Raw genomic sequence first — 19,256 nt, forward strand, 5'->3', positions numbered from 1 at the left:
GGGATTCGTCAGGAACGATTATCTACGGCTTGTTCAATCAGAAACCTCTTCAGCGCTGTACGGAATTTTTCTGCAATCCCGGCGTAGCTTGCCTCGTCGATGATATTGACCGACTCAAGCGGATCCAATTCGTAGTCAAAAAGCTCCTCGGCGAGTGCGGGTTCCGAACCAACCGGAATTTCTCCCTTTGCCACTTCAAACCATGCCACGTAGCGGAAGCGTCCGCTCCGCAGGGCATAGCCCATTTTGTCTCCGCGTGGATATTGGGACACGGCAAAGGCTTTCACTTCGGGTTTTGTCCCGTCAAGAATGGAGCCGAGGCTCGTTCCCTGGAGATGGTCAGGAACCGGCAATCCGGAAAGTTCAGCCAGCGTCGGAAAGATATCGACAAACTCAACGGGTGAATTGTTCACGCTGGCTTCCCCTACTCCGGGTCCAGCAAACATGAGCGGGGCCCGTGTGGCTTGTTCATAATTCGTATGCTTGCACCAAAGCCCGTGATCACCGAGGTGGAATCCGTGGTCACCCCAGAGAACGATGATCGTGTCATCCGCAACCCCTGCTTCCTGCAGTGCCTGCATCAACTTTTCGACTTGAGCGTCGATGTAGGAAACGCAGGCGTAATAGCCGTGGATAAGGGTTCTTTGCATCGCCTCATCAAGGGGACCCTTCGCCGGGATGCCTGAATAACTTCGAAGCTCGGGAAATGTGTGGTAAGCGTAATTCGGACTGCCTTTGGCACGTTTCTGGAAGGCCGCCAATTCAATGGCTTCCCTGTCATAAAGCTCCCAATACTTCTTCGGGGCGACGAACGGCAGGTGGGGTTTTTTGAAACCAACCGCAATGAAGAACGGCTTTTCGCCACTTCCCAGTTCCTTGATCCACTGCACGCCTCGATCGGCGATAGCGCCATCTTCATATGCATTGTCGGGCACGTCCTCGCTCTCGTAAGGCAGCCACGCATCACGATCCTTCAAATACTTGTTAACCACCCACCAGCCGGCCTCACCCGACGCCTCAGCCTCCTTTGCCCACTTCTTCGTCTGTGGATCCTGGTAATGGGCGGCTGGTTGGCCGTACTCCGTGTTGAAGTCCAATTCCCATGTCTTGCCGAAGGGCAGGCTCCACGAAACACCGTCCACTTCATTGTCAACGGACCGCGGATCGAAGATTTTGCCAACACCGGCTGTCTCGTAGCCGTTTTCCTTGAAGTACTGTGGAAGTGTGACGATCTCCGGACGAATGTCCCGGATCTGTGTTTTCAAATCCCAAACCCGGGTATAGTCGGGACGCATGCCCGTCAACAGACTGGCACGGGATGGCCCGCAGACAGCTTGTTGGCAATGCGCATTTAGAAAAGTCGTGCCCTGCGCCGCCAGGCGATCCATCGCCGGTGTGTGCAGGCCTTCCCCATAGGCCCCAATTGCCGGCTTTAAATCATCAACCGCAATGAAAAGGACATTCTTCTTTTTTGCCGGCGCCTCGCGGAGGAGGAAGCCCAGATTGTCAAAGTAGATTTCCCCGCTCACTGGTTTCTTTGACTGGATCTGGAACCGGACCCCATAAAGCCGGGCCATCGCCTTCAGACGCATCGGGTCGCTTATCTCAATTGAGTAGTGCTTCCACTCGCCTCTCATGGCTTCGAGCGGGATTGATCCGATCAACATCCAGTGGTCAGCCTCACTCTGCAGGACAATATTCACCTGCGCACCCGGATCGTCACATTTAAAATCAGGGGAAGCCTGCATTTCTCCAACGACGCCGCCAATCCGGTCAAGCGGCAGGCTGTCGGGAAATTTTTCCAGAAGCATCAACACATCTGCGTTATTCCCCGGTGTAGCACCATCCAGAATCGCTTCGGCAACAAACTCATTCGGCTTTACGGAGGGCTCCATACCAATTTCAAATGTGGCCGTGGCTCCCCACTCGGATATTGGATTGTCAAATGTCCAGAGTACGCTTGGACGCGACTCGACCGCCTCAAGAAGGACAGTCCCGGAAACCGCAAGATCCCCACTTGATGCACTCAGTTTCAGGGCACCGGGTGAATTCACTTCGATAAAGGTTTTGGCCACGGACTGTTTGAGAAATAATTCCTCTGCTTCGGCATCGACAGATCCCTCAAGTTTGAGCGCAACAGGGCCCAGCTCGCCGGAATACGGTCTTTCATTCGTTGTGTCCCATGCCACGATCCACACTTCGAGCGGTAGATCTGCTGGCGCAGTCTCAGGAATCACAAGTCGTAGCTCGGGCTCACCATCGGTTTCAACGGTTGGAACAGCTGAAGGCTGTGATCCTTTGTATGGTAATTCCACTACACGGATCGAAAATGCCGGGACCTCAATTGTCCTGGTTGCCTCGGGAGAAAATGCGGTCACGGTTGGCGGAAGGCTCCAAAGAGGCTCATGATGATGCGGGTCCCAGAAGTATTCCTGACGGGAGAAAGTGATCAGGCGCCCTTCACCCGACAGTTCAATTGTTTCGGGTAAGTTGAGCTCCACGCTTGCAGGGGCCGTTTCCGATTTATTGATCAGCATGACTTGCAGGCCTGTTTCTGACTGGGTTGTGAACACTTCCAGGTCCTCCCCTCCGGCAAGGGAATGCGCCGCCAATCGATCGCCCATGTAATGCCCCCAGATGTACTGGGCCCAAAAGAGACTTGTCGGAATCAGTTCATCCGCCTTTGGGAAGAAAGCTCCATGCCCGCCCTCCGGGGTACGGGTCAGCAAATCCCATTGATTCGAGAGCGTGACTTCCCCCTCCAGCATTGCCCCAATCCAGGTTGCGGACCAAAGTGAGTTGATCAGGTCAGCCGTGTCGCGGTCCTCGTTGACCTTCATATTCCACTCGGTGATGCCAATTTCAATCTCCTTGTAGCGATCGGGTTGATACTGTTTCTTCCAACCCCGCAACTTCGCAAGGGCATCGCGAAGCAAGTCAATATCCTTGAACTTCTCCGCGGTATCGGTCCGCTGCACACCCACCGGGTAGGCATGAAAGGTGACAAAATCGACATACTCGCCCGCGTCACGGATCAGTTCCTCGATAAAAGCGAGGCTCAAATCGGAGCTTGCCGGTCCGCCGACCTTGATTGATGGATCAATGGCCTTGAGAGCCTTGGCATATTCGATAAACTTTTGGGCGTAGATCTCCCCGGTCATTCCAGTCCCATCCGGCAGGAAGTGCCCGACTTCCCACTGACCATTAAGTTCATTTCCGATCTCCCAATTGGGAACAGAGTAGCCTTGCTCTATTGTCCACTTGAGCCATTCCGCCGCCATTTCAGGAGTGCCAGTCCCCACATTAACAGTGACCATCTGGTCTGCCCCGAGGGACTCAGCCAGCTCGTGCTGTGTCCGGACATCAATGACGCCGTGGTAGTCAGAGAGCTCCTGACTGGTTCCGTGGATACGGAATCCGGGCGCATACCCTGAATAATCAACTTCCCAGCGACCGTTTTTGAAGGCCTCGTGGTTGAAAGTGTTTTTCCCAGTCCGGACACCGTTCCCGTTCCAATAGTATTCATTTGACCAGGATCCCCCCGGAAGCCGGATCAGGCCAGGAGACCACTTCTCCAGATATTTTTGAAATCCGGGCTTGGCCAAGTCCACAGGCTCATACCAAAGCGCGAGATTTGTACCCAATAAATGAGACAGATCAACCGGGCTACCGGAATCAGTCGGTTCCAAGGTCAAACGCGCTGAGGAAGAATAGAGCGCCTGAACGGATAGGATCTGAATCAGGACAAGCAGAAATCCAGCCATGGGGCAGATTGCTGGGAGTTTTGGTTTTTTAAAGGTTTCCATGGGTAGTTTAGGAAATAACCTACCCTGCAAGAGGGTCTTCGCAATTTCTTTCTTCATTGATACTGTCAGCCTATACAATGAATTAGCGAACTATATTAGACTGGAAAGTCTGCGCCATTTTCATCATAAATCCGATGAAAGCGTGCGCATAATCATTCAACCGAATTACTATTTCACTGATTAAACACATTGAACACGGTATCATTCTTCTGAAACAATCTGAACATCCCCATGACAGATCCCACACCCCAAGTTGATCAGGCGACAAACGTAATTTCCGCGGAGGACCACGTCCCGTTCCCGAAAAAACTCGCCTACGGAATTGCCGGCCCGGTTGACATCTTGAGCGTCTGGATTCTCGTCAGTATCGCCTACCCGCTCTTTAATATGGAACTGCAGTTGGCTCCGACAAAGGTGGCCATTATCCTGATGAGCCTGCGGCTTTGGGACGGCGTGGCCGACCCGATCATGGGCTGGATTTCCGACAATACGCGCACACGCTGGGGACGGCGTCGCCCCTATATTTTCGTCGGTGCCATTCTCGCCGGCCTCACCTTTCCCTTCATCTGGTGGTTCCCACAAGGCCTTGGCGACTGGCAAATTGTCGGCTGGGTCATCGGTTTTGGAATCATATTCTATACCTGCTTCACTATCTGGGCCATGCCATACCAGAGCCTGCTCATGGAGATGACGCCGGACTACAATGAGCGGACGCGCGTCGCTGCGGTCCGCGGCGTCATGCAGTCTGTAGCCGGTCTGGTCGTCGGGTTTTGCTGGTGGCTGGCTCTGCGACCGGTCTTTGCCGATCCTGTGACCGGTGTCGCCAGCACCGCCAACGGGATGCGCTACATCTCAATTGTCATCGCTGGTATTATCATGATCCTCGGGATCCTTCCCGCGATTTTTGTCAAGGAGCGCTACTACGAGTCGGAGACGGTACAGAACCAAGGCCGGGTCAATCTCTTCAAAAGCATGAAGGAGACACTGAGCAATAAGCCGTTCATCATCCTGTGCGCCTTCACAATCTTCTTCCTGCTTGGAACCAGCATCTATGACAGCTACGGGCGCTACGTCGGGACTTACTACGTCCTTGGCGGTGACTGGGAACGCAGCTCAGTCTTCCAGATATACGGCACATTCATTTATACCGCCTGCAGCCTCAGCCTGATCCCGGTTTTCCGCCGGGTTTCCGAGCATATTGGCAAGAAGAAGACCCTCTTCATCGCAACTGGACTGGTCCTCTTCTCCGGCGCCCTTACCTGGTTTTCCAACCGGCCCGACCTGCCCTACCTCATGCTGGTCAATACCATCTTCATCGGCGCTGGCTACGCAGGCTTGTGGCTCATGATCCCCTCGATGCAGGCGGATGTCATCGACAGCGACGAGCTTGCTACCGGCGAACGCCGTGAAGGCAGCTTCGCCGCCATTTATTCGTGGGTCCTCAAGCTGAGTTTTTGTATCGGTTTTCTCATTTCCGGTCCGCTACTCGAAATGACTGGATTCAAGGCTGAGCTCGGGGGAGAGCAGCCTGCGTCCGTCCTTCTGAACATGCGGATTGGCTATTTTGCCATCCCTGTAGCCGCCCTTATAATCGCTATTGTTCTTCTTCGCGCATTTCCCATCACCCCGGAATATGCGCGCAACATTCGAACCCAACTGGAGGCACGACGCGGTAAAGTATAGAATGTGTCTTCCCCAATTCAAATCGACCAAATATTCAATCCAATCCAAACCATGCAAATTATGAAACTCCAAAAATACCTCATCCCAATACTGCTCCCAATAACGCCACTCCTCGCGCAAACTGACGAGGAGGAATCAGACTCCCAGGTCTTCGAACTCTCCCCGTTCGTTGTCGACGCACAGGATGACACCGGCTACTACGCCAGTCAGACGCTCGCCGGCACACGCCTGAAGACGGACGTCAGGGATGTCGGCTCATCCATTCAAATCCTCACGTCCGAGTTTATCGATGATGTGGGCGCAGATGATGTGAATGACCTGTTTTTATATACAACCAATACCGAGTCATCCGGTTTAAATGGAAACTTTGCAGATTATACAGTTGGAGCAACCTCCTTTGGAGATGAGGCCTTCCGCGCAAATCCGCAGGGTGCCCAGCGGATCCGCGGACTGACACGTGCCGACAACACGCGAAATTATTTCCTCACCCGCATTCCCAGTGACCAGTTCAACACGGAGCGGGTGGAAATTAACCGCGGGGCCAATTCCATACTGTTCGGACTTGGTAGTCCGGCTGGTATTGCCAACACTTCCCTCAGCCAGGCACGCTTTTCAGATTTCGGGGAAATTCGTCACCGCTTCGACAGTGAGGGAACTTCGCGATTTGAACTCGATTACAACAAGGAAGTGATCAAAGACAAGCTGGCTGTACGCCTGGCTCTTCTCGCTGACCAGACAAAGTTCTATCAGGAGCCGGCCTTTGAGGATGATGACCGGGTTTACCTCAGCGCCATTGCCAAGCCATGGAAAGGCGCTGCCCTGCGCGGTTTTATTGAAAGCGGGGACCGCGACGCAAACCGCCCCAGTATCATCTTCCCTGCCAGCACACTCGAAACATGGTTTGATTCCAACCCAATTGTCCGCCAGCGCGTACAGGACATTCTGGACACAAACGGAGTCACTGACATCAACGGTAATCCCCTTACCGTTCCCAGCAACATGGCAATCGCCTTTGATCCCTTCCTTTATGACATCTACGCCAGAAACGAGACCAAGGTTTTGAATGCAGGAGACGTCAATCTTGACGGGACAATCGACGCAGCCGATGACCTGGCACGAATCCACAGCCTGCGGAACCAGGTTGTCTTTCCTCAGAATAACGCTGACCGCTTTGTCAAGCACCCCAACGCCTCCAGACAGATCCTCGACGTGTTCAACTACAACCAGATTGACAAGGGTGGCGCGGCGGGTGGCGTCAGTGCCATTCAGACAAACATTAATACAAAGTTCTGGTTGCCGAAAGTCGCGACCCTTCCATTCGAGATTGATCCAAGCGGCAATGGCCAGACGTCTTACAACTACAATGCTAGCATCATGCCATGGAGGGAATGGGATGCAACCCTCGTACCAACCAGCATCAGTAACCTGGATATTTTTGATTACACAAAGAACCTGCTCTCTGGAAATTCCTCCTTCCAGAACGACGACTGGAAGCACTACAATATCACTTTTGAGCAGCTACTGCTGAATGACCACTTCGGGTTTGAGGTCGTTTATGATAATCAGGACTACTCGAGGGAAGTCTTTATTCCGTTCCAGGCATGGACAGCCGTCTTTGTCGACGTCATGGAGAATTATCTTGGCCAGCCCAATCCCAACTTTGGGCGTCCCTTCATTCAAGCGCGTACCAACAAGGTCGACATAGAGGACTCGCGCGACACGATCCGGATCACCTCATTCCTGCGTGTGGTCCCCGAGGAAATATGGGGCGATTCCCGTCTGGCCAGCTGGCTTGGGAAACACACCTTCACCGGCCTCTATAACAATTACGACCAGGACGATTCCCGCTCAACTTATAACCAGTACATTACGGATGAGTTTGCCGGATCAACTATTCGGGCCAATGAGGTTGAGAACCTGACCTCGGCACAGCGTCGCTACAATTACATGTTCTACCTCAGCGATCAGGACCTGACTCAGCTAAATTCTGTCGATGAAGTCCGGCTTAATCGGCTCACCTACCAGAACATCTGGAATCCGGGACAGACCACAACCATCACTGGCTTGGATCCAGTCACCGGGGAGCGATACACGGAAGAACTTCAATACAATGTGTTGATGGATGGATACGATACAAATGCTCAAAGCGTCGATTCTTATGCAGCCATCTGGAACGGTTCATTTTTTAATCACCATTTAATCGGGCTTGCTGGCTGGCGCCGCGATGAAGCCCGCTCTGTCTCATATGACGCCGCTCTCGATCCCATCACCGGCCTCCCGGACCTTGACATGATGAACCTTATCGGAAGTGACAAGGAGGTCACAACGGAGAGTGTCAGCTGGTCGGTTGTCGGGCACGTCCCCGACCGCTTTATGCCGGAGGGCACCGGCCTGAGTCTTCATTATGGAGTATCCGAGAACTTCACCCTTGGGGCCTCCCAGCGTGACCTGTACGGGAACGATGTCCCTGCCCCTTCCGGCGAAACCAAGGAATATGGATTTACCCTGGAACTGTTCGATGGAAAACTCTTCGCCCGCGTGAACTGGTTTGAAACAGACCTCCTGAACAGGGCCTTGGAAAACAACAACAACCTCTACACAAAGTTCATCACCCGGGGGATGCTGCATATCTACGGGCACCTCTCCGAATCACAGGTCCGTGGATTCATCCCGCCCTCCGGCGACCCGGATTCCACGGATTATGATCCGGGCACACCCAATTTCGATCTGGGTATGCAGGCCTTGAGTGACTTGTCTGCTTTAATTCCGCAGGAGGTCCTTGAACAAGCCAATCTAGTCGATTTTGATGGAACCGGTCGTGTGACGGACAATTCCAACCCGGCCAATACGCTGCTCTTTGGAGACACTGAGGATGTAACCGCAGAAGGCTTGGAAGTAGAAGTCACCTACAACCCAACCCGGAACTGGCGCATTTCCCTCAATGTGGCCAAGCAGGAGACCGTTGTCACTAATTACTCACCGCGCCTTGCCGCCCTTCTTGAACAAACGGATTCTATAATTGGGAGCGCCAATGGCAGTATCAAGGACCTGCGGTTTTATCCGGACTATGACAATGAGCCACTAGCCTACATGACGGGCGAATTCACTGATAATAACGACATCGGTGAATGGTTGGAGAAATTGGTGTATTCAGATTACCGCAACTTCAAATCTCAGGAGGGCCGGATATCCGACCAGCAGAGAAAATGGCGTGTCAACCTCATTACAAACTACAATTTCCGCGACGGTTTTCTCGACGGATTCAGTATAGGGGGAGCTTATCGCTGGCAAGATGGAGCTGTGGTCGGCTATCCGGCTGAGCTAATCAATGGCCAGATCATTTCTGATGTAAGTAGTCCACACAAAGCACCCAGCGAAACAAATGTCGATGTCTGGCTGCGCTACCGCCGGAAGCTCTTCAATAAGAAGGTTGACTGGACAATCGAACTGCGTGTCCAGAATATCAATACAGACGCGGATGACCTGATCGCTGTGGCCGCCTCACGCAACACCGATTATGAAGTGGCTGTCTGGCGCCCAGGCCCGCCACGCATCTGGCGGATCACGAACACGTTTAAGTTCTAGATTGAGGTTTGTTACACCCCGCGGGTCCCGGTATGATCCGGGGCCCGCGCCCTACTGAATCAAGTTTATCCCACTATTGTATGGAATACGGACACTTCGACGACGCCACGCGCGAATATGTGATCACGCGGCCCGATACGCCCCTGCCCTGGCTCAATTACCTCGGCATGGACGACTTCTTCGGACTCTGCACCAACACCTCCGGTGGATATCACTTCTACCGGGATGCGAAGCTGCGGCGGATCACGCGCTACCGGTATAATTCCGTTCCACTCGACGAGAGTGGCCGCTACCTGTACATCAAGGACGGCGACACCGTCTGGAGCCCGGCGTGGAAACCAGCGCGCACGGAACTTGACAGCTGGGAATGCCGGCATGGGACGGGTTATACAAAGTTTCAGGCTGAAAAGGATGGAATCCGCGCGGGATTGCGCTTCTTCATTCCAAGGAATGACCCAGTCGAAATCTGGACACTCCAACTTGAGAATACGACATCCGAGGAGAAGGAGCTGACCCTGACCTCCTACGTGGAGTTCTGTTTCTATGAGGCCAACAACGACGCCACCAATTACCAGCGCACATGGTCAATCGGCGAGGTGGAGATTCATGGAAGCGCGATTTATCACACAACCGAATACCGTGAGCGGCGCAGTCACTACACCGTCTTTTACTCATCCGAGCTCATTGACGGATTCGATACCGACCAGTTCAGTTTCCTTGGGAACCAACGGAGTGTTAGTAAGCCAGTGGTTGTCGAGTCAGGAAAGCCTGGGAACAGCGTGGCCTCCGGATGGAATCCAATCGGCTCACATTCCATCCAGATCAAATTGGCTCCGGGTGAAAAACGGGAGATCACTTTCCTCCTCGCATACATCGAGGTTCCGGAAAGTGAAAAACGGGAGCCCTCAGGAAGGCTCAACAGGAAACCCGCCGAAGATCTTATCTGCCAGTATGATACTTCGGAAAAGGTGGAATCCGCTTTCTCTGAACTCTGCAGCGACTGGATAGATCTCCTGTCCAGATTCCAGGTAGAGACGCCCTGCCCCGTCGTCAACCGGATGGGCAACACATGGAACCAGGTCCAGTGCATGGCCACCTTCAACCTGAGCCGCTCGGCAAGCCTCTTTGAAACCGGCATCGGTCGCGGCATGGGCTACCGCGACTCCAATCAGGACCTGTTGGGCTTCGTCCACATGGTGCCCGAGAAGGCCCGTCAACGGCTGCTGGATATTGCAGCCACCCAGCTAAGCAGCGGCCTCTGCTATCACCAGTATCAACCCCTGACAAAGAAGGGGAATGCTGACATTGGCGGTGAATTCATGGATGACCACCTCTGGCTCCTCCTCTCTACCACCGCCTACATCAAGGAGACCGGGGACTTTGATATCCTCTCCGAGAACATCGGTTATGCAGACCAGGAGGTGAAGGATGCCACCTTGGGCGACCACTTGTGGACAAGTTTTCACTACACATTGGACAATCTTGGCCCGAATGAACTTCCCCTGATCGGCCATGCCGATTGGAACGACTGCCTGAACCTGAATTGCCTGTCGACCGAGCCGAACGAGTCCTTCCAGACCGCTCCGCACCGGACCGACGGAAAAGTCGCTGAATCCCTCATGATCGCCGGCCTGTTTTTGAAGGCGACCAGGGAACTGGAGAGCTTGTATCAGAAAATGGGTGACAAGGATCGGGCGGATTCAGTCAATTCGGCTCACTCGAAAATGCTCCAAACCGTCGAGGACAAGGGCTGGGATGGCGACTGGTATCTGCGGGCCTTCGACGCCAATGGCCAGCCGGTTGGTTCAGCCAAAAACACCCACGGGAAAATCTACATTGAAAGTCAGGGCTGGCTGCTTCTCGGAGGAGCTGGAAAGGATAACGGACGGGCAAGGAAAGCGCTTGATAGCGTGCATGAGCACCTTTCCACGGATCACGGCTGCGTGATTCTGGATCCGCCCTATGCCGAGTATGATCTCAATCTTGGGGAGGTCTCAAGTTATCCTCCGGGTTACAAGGAAAACGGGGGTATCTTCTGTCACAATAATCCCTGGATTCACCTTGCCCTCATGCAGGAAGGAGAAGGCGACCGCGCCTACACCTACTACAAGAGCATCTGCCCGGCCGCCCAGCCGGACCAGGAGACTTACAAATCCGAACCCTATGTCTACTCACAGATGATCGCGGGCAAGGCGGCCAAGAATCATGGCGAAGCAAAGAATGCCTGGCTGACGGGAACCGCCGCATGGACCCTTCTCTCCATCATGCAGGGTTTCGCCGGCTTGAAGCCCGATTATGACGCCTTGGTGCTGGATCCTTGCATTCCCTCAGACTGGCCCGAGTTCAAGGTAAGCCGTCAAATCCGAGGAACATGCTATGAGATCCATGTAAAGAATCCCGATGGGGTTTGCACCGGTATCAAGGAACTTTCCGTAGATGGACAACCCGTTTCCGGAAATCGCATCCCCTATATTTCGAACGGGGGAACAGTTGAAGTGGTCGCAATCATAGGAGATAAATGAAGAAATCCATATTATTCGCGTTATTCGCGTTATTCGTAGTGACTTTGGGCGCCCAAGACCAACGCCCGAATGTTCTCATGATCGTCGTGGATGATCTCAAGCCGGCGACTGGTGCCTACGGGGACTCCTTTGCCATCACACCGGAAATGGACCGGCTGGCCTCAAGGGGGTCGGTATTCTTGAACAACCACTGCCAACAGGCGGTATGCGGTGCCTCGAGGGCCAGCGCACTGACAGGGCTGCGGCCGGATACGGTCCAGGTATGGGACTTCAAGTCGCGCATGCGTGATCAGCTTCCCGATTTGGTGACGCTTCCCCAGCACTTTCTACAGAACGGCTACCATACTGCCTCACTCGGCAAGATATTTGATCCCCGCTGCTGCGATGGGCGCGATACCAATGATGCCGCCTCGTGGAGCCAGCCTCACTGGACCGCAGACACCCCAAACTTGACCAAAAACCATTTTGGTAATCCGGCAAACGAAGGAAAAACAACAGAGTGCTTACCTGAAAACGTGGATGACAATTTTTATGGGGATGGCCTCCGTACCGAACGGGCGATTGAAATCCTCAAGGAACAAAAAGACAGCGAAAAACCATTCTTTCTCGCCGTCGGTTTCAAGAAGCCTCACCTTCCCTTTGTCGCTCCCAAAAAGTATTGGAATCTCTATGACAGGGAAAGCGTTCCACTCGCACCCTTCCAGCAAATGCCTGAGGACGCCCCCGCTTTCCATTTCCAGGATTCGTGGGAACTTCGCAGCGGGTACAAAAACATTCCTGAAGGAATTTTACCCGAGGACATGCAGAGGCGAATGGTTCATGGCTACTATGCCTGCGTCTCCTATATCGATGCGCAAGTCGGACGCCTGCTCCAGGAATTGAAGACACAGGGACTTGAAGACAATACGATCATCGTCCTCTGGGGAGACCATGGATGGCATCTGGGAGACCATGGCATGTGGTGCAAGCACACCAACTACGAACAAGCCACGCGCTCCCCGTTGATCATTGTGGATCCCCGCATGGAGAAGTCTTCGGGCCGCATCAAGCGCCCAACTGAATTTGTGGATATTGCCCCCACCCTTGCCGAGCTGTGCGGAATCCCTGCGCTGCCCGAGTTCCAAGGTCAAAGTCTGGTTTCCCTGATGTCATGCGATTCCGCAGACTCCAAGCCGTTTGCCGTGAGCCAGTTTGCCCGTTCAAAAGGAGCCGCCAACAACCTGATGGGATATGCCTTTCGCGATGAGCGCTACCGCGTGATCCTCTGGATTGACATGGCCTTCAAGAAGGGCGAACGGAGCGGAGAGCTGGTCAGCACGGAAATGTACGATTACGAAACCGATCCCGGCGAAACCCGTAATGTGGCCGGCGTTGCTGAATACACACCTATCCTCGACAACTTAATGGACAAGATCCGTGAATTCGCCCTCGAGCATTTGGGCGTTTCGTGGAGGACCCAAGATTAATTCCAACTGATTCACCAATTATGAAGTCTCAAACATTCAAAAACCTGTACACCGGCGCATTGCTCGCATTCGGCCTGTCAGCCGGTCTTCAAGCAGCTGAACGCCCCAATATTATATTTGTCATAACGGATGACATGTATCCATGGCAGATGAATTTCATGCCGGAGGGTGAAGGACAAAATTACACACCCAATCTGGACCGTCTCGCCCGTGAGGGAACTATCATGCGTAACCAGTACGTTTCATCGACTGTCTGCACGCCCAGTCGCTACAGTTGCATGACCGGGCGCTACGCCAGCCGCTCACAGGATCCGAATTTCCTGGCCGACACCAAGCGCAAGGGGCAGTCACATGTGCAATGGAATACATTTGTTGAGCCGGGCAAGGAGAAGACAGTGGCCAACTATCTCCGCGAAGCTGGTTACCGCACGGGATTTGTCGGCAAGGACCATGTCATTCATACCCGGGGCAGAAAACATATTGGCCTGTCGGCTGATATCGAAGATCCGGAAGTGCAGAAAAAGATGATTAATAATGCCAAGGCCAGCAAAGAGGCTATTCAAAAGGCCGGATTCGAATTTGTTGAGCGGGTCTATCATAACAACCCGGATTTCAATGGAAGCCGGAGCCTCGCCGTCCATAATCAGGATTGGGTCACTGAGGGTGCCTTGGAGTTTATGGGCAGCGAGGACAAGCGTCCCTTTTTCCTCTACTTTGCAACAACTATCCCTCATGGACCGACATCTCCGGAACGCTCATGGAATGCTGACCGGAGAGCAACGCCTCTGGGATGGCTCAAACAACCTCCAAAGGTTCAGCCGGATGCAGCCTCCATTGCCAAGCGCGCTTGTCATGAGGATGTCGAGGGTAAGGAAACCTTGATCTGGATTGATGATGCGCTGGGTGCATTGATGGACAAGCTCGAGGAAACGGGCGAACTGGAAAATACGATCATCTTCTTTTTCAATGATCATGGGCAGTCCGCCAAGGGTTCCATCTATCAAGGTGGTGCCTACAATCCGAGTATTGTCTGGAGGGACAAGGGGTGGCCGGTCGGTCCGGAATCCGACGCGCTAGTTTCAAATATCGACTTTGTCCCAACCATATTGGACATGGCAGATGCCAAGGAGCCCAAGAACGTCGATGGCGTCAGCTTTCTGCCAATCCTTGAAGGCGAAAAGGAAGCCGTGCGTGATTCCCTGTTTTTTGAAATGGGATTCACAAGGGGCGTGCTCAAGGATGGTGTCAAATACATCGCCCTGCGCTACCCTCCGGCCATCGCCAACATGACACGCGAGGAACGGCAGGCGAATCTTGATGAAATGAATGACAATCTGCGTGAGCGTCGCCGGCCGGTCCATACAGAGGACCCAATGGCACCGTTCGGGCACCTGATGCCTGTTCCCGGCGGACACGATGCCGAGCAGGGAGCCGTTAAGTCCTATCCTCATTACTATGAGTCAGACCAATTGTATGATGTCCGGCTGGATCCCAAGGAAAAGGTCAATCTGGTCGATAATCCGGAATACCTTGAGAAATCCGTTCAACTGAAAGGCCTCCTGCAGAAGTATATCGATACCCTTCCAGGAGAGTTCCCGCTTTGAGGACTACTGCAACAGCTCCAGTCATGGATTAATGGATACCGTTGACCAGTCAGGCAAACGCATCACCGTAAGGGATATCGCCAAGGCTGCCGGTGTTAGCCACTCAACGGTGAGCCGGGCCCTGCAGGGATCGCCTCTGGTACGGAAGGAGACGAGAAGTAAACTGGTCAAGCTAGCCGAAAAAATGGGCTATCGCCCGGACCCGATGTTGTCTGCGCTCACCGCTTACCGGTCAAGGGTTCAACTCAGGAAACAACGTGATGCGCTAGCCTTTGTTGTCGGCCCGTATGTTGTGAAAGGTTGGGAGGACATTATTCAAAGTGCTCACGAGAGGGCCGAACGGCTGGGGTTTGATTTGCAGGAGTACATTTGGAAGGACGACCTCTCGCCCACCCGCCAATCGGAGATCATTCGTTCAAGAGGCGTCAAGGGAATCATAGTTGGTCCACTGACGAAGGAGAACCACCTTATTGAACTGCCTTTACGCATCAATTACTTCAGCTTTGTGGCAATTGGCCGCTTCATTTCCCATCCAAGAATAAACACCGTAACACCCAATCATTTTGGGTCTGTTCGGCAGGCTATGGATGTATTAAGGGCGAAGGGCTACAAACGGATCGGGCTGGCTCTTCTGGAACGGCTCAACTTTCACGTGGATGACCGTATCCGCACAGCTTATCTCGGCTATCAATCCTACCTGCCCGACACTGAATGTGTGCCGATGTGCCACCCGAGCTCCGAGGAGTGCGAAACAAGCCAGATCCTGCAGTGGTATGAGGAGGAAAGGCCGGATGCCATTCTATCCTATAATCATATTTATGATCATCTCGTGGAGGCGGGTATCCGTATTCCCGAGGATGTTGCCTTTGCCTCCCTCAATCTCAATAGTGAGAATGAAAACCGCATCGCCGGAACAAATGTCAATGACCAGATGGTCGGACAGGTTGCCGTTAACCTCCTCAACAGCCAGTTGCTGATCGGCGAAATTGGTGAGCCGGAGATTCGGCAGACCTTGATTGTCGACACATTCTGGGAGGATGGTCCAACAGCGCCATCCTTGAGATTGGTCGGGAAAGCACTTCCGGCAGAAGTAAATTTATGAAAGTATCCAAATACCTGATTCTCCTCATCGCCACGGTAGTGGTCGGCATGGCACAAGCGGCACCAAATCGCACGAAGGTTTTCCAAGGCTATAAGATGGAGGCAAAGTATACCGACGAGAAAAACTATCCGGTTGTCGGCATCGGTGAGCGCACGCCATTAATAATGACGCCGGATGGTGTCGTGGATTCGGGAAAATACTTTATAAAGGTCAGCCCGGTCGCCCAGATCAATGATTTGTCGGTGGAAATCTTTTCCGTTGAGGAAAAACGGACGGAAAAGGCGATCTTGCTGACGGTGGAACTGAAAAGCAGCGACCCGCTGGATAGTCCATACGCCGCAATTATTTATACCGATGAGGCACAGGGGCAACTCCGCTGCAAGTTTGACGGCATCCCGGGGTTTTCAGGGGAACCTGAAAAAATCAAGCTTCGCTTTAACAGCAACATGGTGCCGGATTCCGGTTGGAAACTGCATTTCTTCAACGGGCAACGCCAACTCTATACCAACCAGACGCAGGACCTCAAGGATGCAACCCCGGAACAGGCATTCATCCTGCATCTCGGACGCCATATGGCCTCGGTCGGATCAGGAGATGCCAACCCCCAACCGTTCTACATGCCGGTCACTAAACCGGATGCAGCCCTGCTTCCAGAGGGAAACGAGCCCTTCACAGTCCAAGTGCAAATGACTATCGAAAAAACCGGCCGTGTTGGCGACTTTTCCTTTGTTGAACCGGTAGATTCCAAATTAAAATCCCTTCTCTCCACGAACATTCGCAAGTGGCTGTTTTTCCCTCGTGTTCGCAGCGGCAATCTTGAACCGGTTACCGTTGTTCTTCCGATCAAACTTCGATAATAATTAAATAGCATGTTATGAAAATGAAATCGATCACCACGTCTCTTCTGTGCCTCCTCGGCACCGCGTCCCTGCTTGCTGAAAAACCGGTCAATGTCCTCATGATCGGGGTCGATGACCTTCGTCCGGAGCTCGGCTGCTACGGCGCCGCACACATGGTCACCCCCAACCTGGATCGGCTTTCCACAGAAAGTATCCGCTTTGACAGGGCCTATACGCAGCAGGCAGTCTGCCTCCCTTCACGCATCAGCCTCTACAGCGGACAATATCCCCAGACGACCGGCGTCACGACCCTCCAGGACAAATTCTGGCAGTTGCATGATAATCCCCTCACCCTCATGAAGCATCTCCGGAACAACGGCTACCATGCTGTGGCCATGGGGAAGATCCTTCACGATGAGCAATGGAAGGAATGGGATGACTGGACGGAGATGATGAACAGGTCGGATGTCCTCAAATCCCGCTACGCGAGCCCGGAAAGCGAGGCCAAGCTTGTTGGCCTTGCGAAGGAGGCCAGGAAGTTGGGCTTGAAGGGGAAGGAGTACCGTCAGTATGTGCGGCTCGGCCCCACAGAACACGACTTTGGTGACGACGAGCGCTATCATGATTATGCATTGACCGATATCGCCATTAAAAAGCTGAAGGGGCTGAAGGATTCCAAGAAGCCGTTTTTCATGAATGTTGGCTACCGCAAGCCGCATCTGCCCTTTGTCGCCCCGAAGCGATACTGGGACTTGTATGACAAAAGCGAGTTGAAGACAGCCGCCAACCCGTATGCCCCAAAAGGCGCACCCGAAATTGCCCTGATGACATGGGGTGAGCTGCGCGCGTACAAAGGAGTACCCGAAGAGGGCCCAGTCAGCGAGGAGATGGCTCTTGATCTGATCCATGGCTACTACGCCTGTGTCAGCTTTGTCGATGACCAGATTGGTCGTTTACTGGCAGCCCTCGATGAAGAAGGGCTCGCTGGAAACACGCTTGTCATTGTCTGGAGCGATCATGGATGGAAACTCGGCGAACACGGCATGTGGTGCAAACATACGAATTACGAGATCGATACGCGCGTCCCTCTCTTTATTCGCCTGCCCGATGGACGCCAGGCCGGCACAACAGCGGAGGAATTGACCGAGCTGATCGATCTCTACCCCACCCTCTGCGACTATCTGGACTTGCCCATCCCTGAGCATTGCGAGGGGAAAAGTCTCACTTATCTATTCTGTGACCCTGGCAAGCAGAAGACGGAAGCCGCCTACAGCGAATTCCAGCGACACGGCGGAGTCACCGGGTTTTCCATGAAGTCCGGAAATTTCCGCTACACCGAGTGGATCCATTTAAAGAGCGGGGAAATACGTTCCCGTGAATTATACGACCATGCGCTTGATGCGGATGAAAACTTGAACCGATCGGAACATCCGGATTATGCCAAGCAGCTTGAGTCCTTCTCGACGCTCTTGCACAAGGGTCCCGCCGGGAGATATATAAAGGGTTCATGACCATTTCGTCGAAGTGCTGGTTTCATTTTCCAAACGCACTCCTTTGCTTCCTGATAATCCTGGCGGCAGGCGGTTGTACATTAAATCGAATCGAAGAGGCAAGCGCCATGAAACCAAATAATCCTCCCACTTTTCAACATGGCGTGAATGTCAGCCATTACCTGTCGCAAATCGGGAACAAGCAATTTGCTGATCCGGAATATTTTGGCAGGAAAGACATGGAGTGGATTGCCAACCGTGGATATGACCACATTCGTTTGCCACTCGACGGTCCGCTGCTCTTTGATGAAGCTGGGGAGATTCTATGGCATCGACTGAAAGCGGTTGACGGTGTCCTGGCATTGGCACGGGAGTTCGAACTGGGCGTTATCCTCGACATGCACAAATTGCTGGGAAGCGACTTTGCTTTTAATCCGGACAACCGGCTCTTTACTTCACCCGAATTGCAACAGCAGGCGATCCGCCTGTGGACAGGAATTGCGGCCCGTTATGTGGAGATTGGTCCTGAACTAAGATTTGAACTGCTCAATGAGCCGGTCGCCAAGGACCCAGCGGATTTGACCACCTTCTATCAATCCCTGATTCCAGCAATCCGGGCCGTTTCACCGGAGAGAACACTGATCGTTTGTTCCAACGAATGGGCTTCGTTCAAGACCGTCCGCCACCTCGAACCCATACTGGCGTTCGATAATATTATTGTTGGTGTCCATTACTATGAACCCCATGTCTTCACACACCAGTCAGCCAGCTGGGTGGGTTATGGGGATCCCGACTTCCCACCAATTGAGTTCCCGGGGAAGGTCCCCGACCTCAAGGCGTTCGTTAATTCAGATCACTACGCCTATTCAATTGAAGGCGATAAACTCGACGCGTCTATGGTTGTCAATGACTTCAAGGAACTCATTGAATGGGCTGAAGAGAGCGGAGCTGCCCTGCATCTGGGCGAGTTCGGAGTGTACAACAAGGCTCCCGATGCGTCATTGAAAAACTGGTACAAAGTGGTTCTCGAGCAATGTGAGTCGCACAGGATTGGATGGGCCGTCTGGGATTACCAGGGAGCTTTTGCCGTAAGGGACAGGAGAACGGGAAAACCCACTGTAGTGCAGCAGATAATTGACCGTATACTCGATTGATCACC

The 19,256-nt window shown here is 53.2% G+C and carries 10 protein-coding genes; 9 read left to right on the forward strand and 1 reads right to left on the reverse strand.

Annotated features, from left to right (window positions below; genetic code table 11):
* Window positions 1-8: 8 nt before the first annotated feature.
* Window positions 9-3,764 carry a sulfatase-like hydrolase/transferase gene (locus tag G0Q06_RS12080; RefSeq protein WP_163966382.1) on the reverse strand — a complete coding sequence of 1,252 codons (3,756 nt, stop codon included), beginning with the start codon at window positions 3,762-3,764 and terminating at the stop codon, window positions 9-11.
* Window positions 3,765-4,037: 273 nt separating this feature from the next.
* On the opposite strand from G0Q06_RS12080, the gene G0Q06_RS12085 reads away from it, so the two are divergent.
* The 9 genes from G0Q06_RS12085 to G0Q06_RS12125 all read left to right on the forward strand — a co-directional run bounded on the left by G0Q06_RS12085 (window position 4,038) and on the right by G0Q06_RS12125 (window position 19,251).
* Complete coding sequence (locus G0Q06_RS12085) at window positions 4,038-5,489, forward strand: MFS transporter (RefSeq protein ID WP_163966384.1); 1,452 nt, start codon at window positions 4,038-4,040, stop codon at window positions 5,487-5,489.
* 60 nt (window positions 5,490-5,549) lie between these two features.
* On the forward strand, window positions 5,550-9,074 hold the full coding sequence (locus G0Q06_RS12090; protein ID WP_163966386.1) for a TonB-dependent receptor plug domain-containing protein: 3,525 nt from the start codon (window positions 5,550-5,552) through the stop codon (window positions 9,072-9,074).
* Between the two features lie 80 nt (window positions 9,075-9,154).
* On the forward strand, window positions 9,155-11,596 hold the full coding sequence (locus G0Q06_RS12095; protein ID WP_163966389.1) for a glycoside hydrolase family 94 protein: 2,442 nt from the start codon (window positions 9,155-9,157) through the stop codon (window positions 11,594-11,596).
* The gene (locus G0Q06_RS12100) at window positions 11,593-13,062 is read left to right on the forward strand and encodes a sulfatase (protein WP_163966394.1); all 1,470 of its coding nucleotides are present in this window, start codon (window positions 11,593-11,595) and stop codon (window positions 13,060-13,062) included. The genes G0Q06_RS12095 and G0Q06_RS12100 overlap by 4 nt, the downstream gene beginning before the upstream one ends.
* Window positions 13,063-13,082: 20 nt before the next feature.
* Complete coding sequence (locus tag G0Q06_RS12105; RefSeq protein WP_163966397.1) at window positions 13,083-14,666, forward strand: sulfatase family protein; 1,584 nt, start codon at window positions 13,083-13,085, stop codon at window positions 14,664-14,666.
* 31 nt (window positions 14,667-14,697) lie between these two features.
* On the forward strand, window positions 14,698-15,768 hold the full coding sequence (locus tag G0Q06_RS12110; RefSeq protein ID WP_163966400.1) for a LacI family DNA-binding transcriptional regulator: 1,071 nt from the start codon (window positions 14,698-14,700) through the stop codon (window positions 15,766-15,768).
* Window positions 15,765-16,625 carry a hypothetical protein gene (locus G0Q06_RS12115; protein WP_163966403.1) on the forward strand — a complete coding sequence of 287 codons (861 nt, stop codon included), beginning with the start codon at window positions 15,765-15,767 and terminating at the stop codon, window positions 16,623-16,625. The genes G0Q06_RS12110 and G0Q06_RS12115 overlap by 4 nt, the downstream gene beginning before the upstream one ends.
* A gap of 23 nt (window positions 16,626-16,648) precedes the next feature.
* The gene (locus G0Q06_RS12120) at window positions 16,649-18,118 is read left to right on the forward strand and encodes a sulfatase (protein ID WP_163966406.1); all 1,470 of its coding nucleotides are present in this window, start codon (window positions 16,649-16,651) and stop codon (window positions 18,116-18,118) included.
* A gap of 107 nt (window positions 18,119-18,225) precedes the next feature.
* Entirely contained in the window at window positions 18,226-19,251 is a 1,026-nt protein-coding gene (locus G0Q06_RS12125) for a glycoside hydrolase family 5 protein (protein ID WP_163966410.1), read from the forward strand.
* Window positions 19,252-19,256: the final 5 nt, after the last annotated feature.

The organism is Oceanipulchritudo coccoides (genome assembly GCF_010500615.1).
Classification (GTDB): domain Bacteria; phylum Verrucomicrobiota; class Verrucomicrobiia; order Opitutales; family Oceanipulchritudinaceae; genus Oceanipulchritudo; species Oceanipulchritudo coccoides.